The organism is Gordonia sp. (in: high G+C Gram-positive bacteria) (genome assembly GCF_049299075.1).
Classification (GTDB): Bacteria; Actinomycetota; Actinomycetes; order Mycobacteriales; family Mycobacteriaceae; genus Gordonia.
Genome location: NZ_JBAQWU010000031.1, coordinates 1 through 4738 on the forward strand (window position 1 = coordinate 1; position 4738 = coordinate 4738).

Genomic DNA, 4738 nt, shown 5'->3' on the forward strand with positions numbered 1-4738 from the left:
AACCGCTGCTGCTGACCGCCCGAGAGTCGTCGATAGGACGTCTCCGCAGCGTCGGTCAGACCGAGCACGTCGAGCAGCCAGTCCGGATCGAGCGGATCGGCACTGTAGGCCGCACACAGTCGCAGCATCTCGCCGGCCTTCGCACCCGGATACGCGCCGCCGCCCTGGAGCATCACGCCGATCCGCGCGCGCAACTCATCGTTGTCGGCCACCGGGTCGAGGCCGAGTACCCGCACATCGCCGCCGTTGGGGGTCACGAAGCCTTCGCAGATCTCCACGGTCGTGGTCTTACCTGCGCCGTTCGGGCCAAGGAGCGCCAGGATTGAGCCACGGGGGAGTTCGAGGTCCAATCCGTCGACGGCGACAGTGTCACCGAAGCGCTTGACCAGTCCACGGACCACGACGGCCAGGGACTTATCGCGAGGCTGTTGCACGGCCCTAAGACTAGGCCGTCGGGTGTGGCGAACCCTATTCGGGTCGGGGCCGGCGGGCGCGCAGCCAGCGGCGCGTCGGATGGTCGATGAAGAAGAAGATGCTCGCGATCAGGGTTACCAGCAGCCCCGTTGCCAAGCCTTGCACGACCACCATCGGCGGGGTGTCCGAACTTGTCGGCATCACGACCACCGCAATAATGCCGGACACGATCACCGTGCCTACCCGGAACCATCGGGTGGTGGCCCACGCGGCCAGCGGGATGATGGCCCAGAGCAGGTACCAGGCCTGGACGAAGGGGAAAAACAACACAAAAGTGGCCATCGCGATGCCCAGACCGCCGAGCGGATGGATCCGCCCCGCCAGGCAGGCCAACAACCAGCGGACGACGAAGAGGCCCGCGATCAGTTGTCCCACCGGCCGGGAAATCTCCAAAATCGCCTCGGTCTGCTCGCCGAGACCGAGCCACAGCCCGATGCGGCCAGCCGCCACTCCGAGCAGCGTGGGCATTGACATCCAGGAGCGGACGATACCGCCGGTGGACAGCGTCGAGGTCCAGCCGAAGCCAAGACCGGTGCCGAGGCAGATCGCCACCACCACGATGACCAGGATTGCGCCGGTGAGTACCGCGGCACGAGCCACGGCCCAGAGTGATGATTTCGAGCGCGCCCACCACTGCCGCCATGGTGCATTGCGCAGCGCGGGTAGCGTGGCGCTCCATCGTCGCGCCAACGCAATACCGACGAAGCCCAGGGCCAGCAGCGAGGCGACTTTGATCATTGCCGAACCGGCGATCATCGCGATGCCGGCGACCAGGAGCCAGCCCGTGCGGGACGGTAACCAGCCGACGCGCAGACTTGCCGCACCGTAGATCGCCCGGAAGCTCCATTCGACGCCGACCAGCATCATGCCGATCATCAGCGCCTCGTTGTGGACGCCGCCGACCAGATGCAGGATGAGCAGCGGATTCATGGCGCCAAGCCAGAGTGCCGCCACCGCCGAGACTCCGCAGCGACGGGCTAGCCGGGGAAGCGCCCACACGATCATCGCGACGCCGCACAATGCCACCAGTCGGTGCAGTCCGATGGCCGCGGTGATGTTGTCTCCGGTCACCCGAGTGATCTGCTCGCCGATCCAGAGGAACAGCGGCCCGTACGGGGCTGGTGTGTCTTTCCACAGGTTGGGCACCGACAGCGCGAGTGGATGATCCACGCCCAGACCGCGCATCGGACTGTAGGTGTATGGATCCATCCCGCGGAAGGCGATCGCGCTCTGCGCCAGGTACGAATAGACGTCTTTGCTGAGCAGCGGCGGCGCGAAGACGAGCGGAACGATCCACATGACTAGCGTGCGGTCGGCTTGGCCCCGCGACATTCGCCTGGCCGGGGAACGATTCTCGGCGACTTCGACCGAATACCGACCGATCGCATATCGGCCGAGCAGGACCCACGCGAGCACCAGGATCATCGTTCCGGCGATCGAGATGGTGAGCGCCGTGGTGAACATCCTCGCCGGTAGCGAGAGCACACGCACGCCGGTAATCGGATTCTGCAGGACCGGCATCATCCCGGTGCCGAGTGAACCGATCAGGATCAGGACCGCACCTGTGGTGCCGAACAGCCGGATCCGTCGCAGGTGCAGCTTTTCCAGCGGATTGAGCGGTCCGACTTCGTGCTCGTCGCCGTGCAGTCGGGCGAGCGTGACACCGTAATTGCCGGTGGCATCGACGCCCGGGTCCCGCGACGGCCGCGACAAGCCGAGATAGTCGAGCAGATCGCGCGCTCTGGGAACCTTTGGCACGCGTCCGACTGTAGGCCATAAGTGTCCGCTTTCCGGTAGACCCCGCGCGGTGCCGCTCGGAGGCCCGGCGTCGACGGACCATTAGGTCACCCTTGGTGGAAGCGGGAATATAATTACGCAACAATAGTGTTGTGGAAAGCGTGACGGACGGAAACTTGCTGCTCAGCGAGCAGCTCCCGGACGGGACTGGTGCCGATGGCCAGACCCGCGCCGCTGTCGTGTCGCTGCTCATCGACGAAGGGCCGATGACCGCCTCCGATATCGCCTCGCACCTTGGCATCAGCCCGGCAGGGGTGCGCCGTCATCTGGATATTCTGGTCGGCGCCGGAGATGTCGAGACCGCCGCCCCCGGTTTCGGGCGCGGCGGCCGTGGCCGTCCAGCCAAATGGTTCCAGCTCAGCCCCGGCGGCCGCGGCAAGCTCCGCCACGCCTACGACGACCTCGCTGGCGCGGCCCTACGTAAACTCCGCGACATCGGCGGACAGCCCGCCGTCGACGCTTTCGCCCGCGACCGGGTCGACGGCATCGTCGCCCACGTGACTCCCGTCGCCGACGGGGAGGATCCGGTGCGCACGGTCGTCGAGATCGCCGATGCGCTGACCAGCGCCGGCTACTCGGCGAATGTGCGCGAGGTCGGCACCGGTGTGCAGATCTGCCAGCATCACTGCCCGGTCGCGCATGTCGCGACCGAGTTTCCCGAACTCTGCGAGGCCGAGACCGCTCGCTTCACCGAGTTGCTAGGCACCCATGTGCAACGCCTGGCAACCATCGCCAACGGTGATTGCGTGTGCACCACCCACGTGCCGCTGTCGGCACCGAGTTCGGGCCCCCGCATCAACATCGTTCCGCTCCCTGCCCCAAACCCCGATGGAAAGGCCTCACGATGACGGTCACCGATCCCGGCGCGACCGCGAGTGCGCTCGCGAGCCCGGCTCCCCTCACCCAAGAAGAGACCATCGCGTCCTTCGATCGGTACGGCTACGGTTGGGCCGACAGCGACGCTGCGGGCGCTTCCGCACAGCGCGGCCTATCGCAGGCCGTCGTCCGCGACATCTCCGGCAAGAAGAACGAGCCCGAATGGATGCTTGAACAGCGACTCAAGGCGCTGCGCATCTTCGATCGCCAGCCGATGCCCAGCTGGGGCGCCGATCTGGACGGCATCGACTTCGACAACATCAAATACTTCGTGCGGTCCACCGAGAAGCAAGCGCAGTCCTGGGAAGACTTGCCCGAGGACATCAAGAACACCTACGACCGGCTGGGCATCCCGGAGGCCGAAAAGCAGCGCCTGGTGGCCGGTGTCGCCGCACAGTACGAGTCCGAGGTCGTCTACCACCAGATCCGCGAGGATCTGGAAGAGAAGGGCGTCATCTTCCTGGACACCGATTCGGGACTGCGTGAGCATCCGGAACTCTTCCGCGAGTACTTCGGCAGCGTGATCCCGGCCGGTGACAACAAGTTCTCCGCACTCAACACCTCGGTGTGGTCGGGCGGCTCGTTCATCTATGTCCCGCCGGGCGTGCAGGTGGATATCCCGCTGCAGGCGTACTTCCGCATCAACACCGAGAATATGGGCCAGTTCGAGCGGACGCTGATCATCGTCGACGAGGGTGCTTACGTGCACTACGTCGAGGGCTGCACCGCGCCGATCTACAAGTCCGACTCGCTGCACTCGGCGGTCGTGGAGATCATCGTCAAAAAGGGTGGCCGCTGCCGCTACACGACGATCCAGAACTGGTCGAACAACGTCTACAACTTGGTGACCAAGCGTGCGAAGGCCGAGGCTGGCGCCACCATGGAATGGGTCGACGGCAACATCGGCTCCAAGGTCACCATGAAGTACCCGGCTGTCTGGCTGACTGGTGAACATGCCAAGGGCGAGGTCCTGTCGGTGGCCTTCGCTGGCGCGGGTCAGCATCAGGACACCGGCTCCAAGATGGTTCACCTGGCGCCCTACACATCGAGCAACATCGTCTCCAAGTCGGTGGCCCGCGGCGGGGGCCGGTCGTCGTACCGCGGTCTGATCAAGATCAACCCGGGCGCCCACGGCAGCCGTTCGACGGTCAAATGCGATGCGCTGTTGGTCGATCAGATCAGCCGCAGCGACACCTACCCGTACGTCGACATCCGCGAAGACGACGTCACCATGGGGCATGAGGCCACGGTGTCGAAGGTCAGCGACGATCAGCTCTTCTATTTGATGAGCCGAGGCCTGACCGAGGACGAAGCGATGGCTATGGTGGTCCGCGGCTTCGTGGAGCCGATCGCTAAGGAACTCCCCATGGAGTACGCCCTCGAACTCAACCGGCTCATCGAGCTGCAGATGGAAGGATCAGTCGGCTGATGACGGCGCCAGAGAACACCACCACCCCGGTCGTCAACAAGGGCGAGCTTTTCACGTCGTTCGACGTGGCGGCCTTCGAGGTGCCGAGCCAGCGCGAAGAAGCCTGGCGGTTCACCCCATTCCGTCGCCTGCGCGGCCTGCAGGATGGTTCGGCGACCCGTA

The 4738-nt window shown here is 65.2% G+C and carries 4 protein-coding genes and 1 pseudogene; 3 read left to right on the plus strand and 2 right to left on the minus strand.

The genetic code is table 11. From position 1 onward, the window contains the following. On the minus strand, nucleotides 1-434 hold a 434-nt coding region (locus WAW85_RS01115), incomplete at its 3' end, for an ATP-binding cassette domain-containing protein (protein ID WP_422557825.1). 34 nt (nucleotides 435-468) lie between these two features. Then, the gene (gene mptB, locus WAW85_RS01120; RefSeq protein WP_422557826.1) at nucleotides 469-2232 is read right to left on the minus strand and encodes a polyprenol phosphomannose-dependent alpha 1,6 mannosyltransferase MptB; all 1764 of its coding nucleotides are present in this window, start codon (nucleotides 2230-2232) and stop codon (nucleotides 469-471) included. Nucleotides 2233-2372: 140 nt separating this feature from the next. Here mptB and WAW85_RS01125 point away from each other — a divergent pair, with 140 nt between their 5' ends. The 3 genes and pseudogenes from WAW85_RS01125 to WAW85_RS01135 form a co-directional block, all read left to right on the plus strand. Next, complete coding sequence (locus WAW85_RS01125; protein ID WP_422557827.1) at nucleotides 2373-3119, plus strand: helix-turn-helix transcriptional regulator; 747 nt, start codon at nucleotides 2373-2375, stop codon at nucleotides 3117-3119. Then, nucleotides 3116-4576 (plus strand): Fe-S cluster assembly protein SufB, encoded by a 1461-nt coding sequence (gene sufB, locus WAW85_RS01130; RefSeq protein WP_422557828.1) that lies wholly within the window; start codon nucleotides 3116-3118, stop codon nucleotides 4574-4576. The genes WAW85_RS01125 and sufB overlap by 4 nt, the downstream gene beginning before the upstream one ends. Beyond that, nucleotides 4576-4738, plus strand: a pseudogene (locus tag WAW85_RS01135) (Fe-S cluster assembly protein SufD); the annotation flags it as partial. The gene sufB and the pseudogene WAW85_RS01135, both read left to right, overlap by 1 nt.

Bases quoted from the DNA above. Each gene is read 5' to 3' on its own strand.
- sufB (WP_422557828.1), top strand. From the start codon at position 3,116: ATGACGGTCACCGATCCCGGCGCGACCGCGAGTGCGCTCGCGAGCCCG.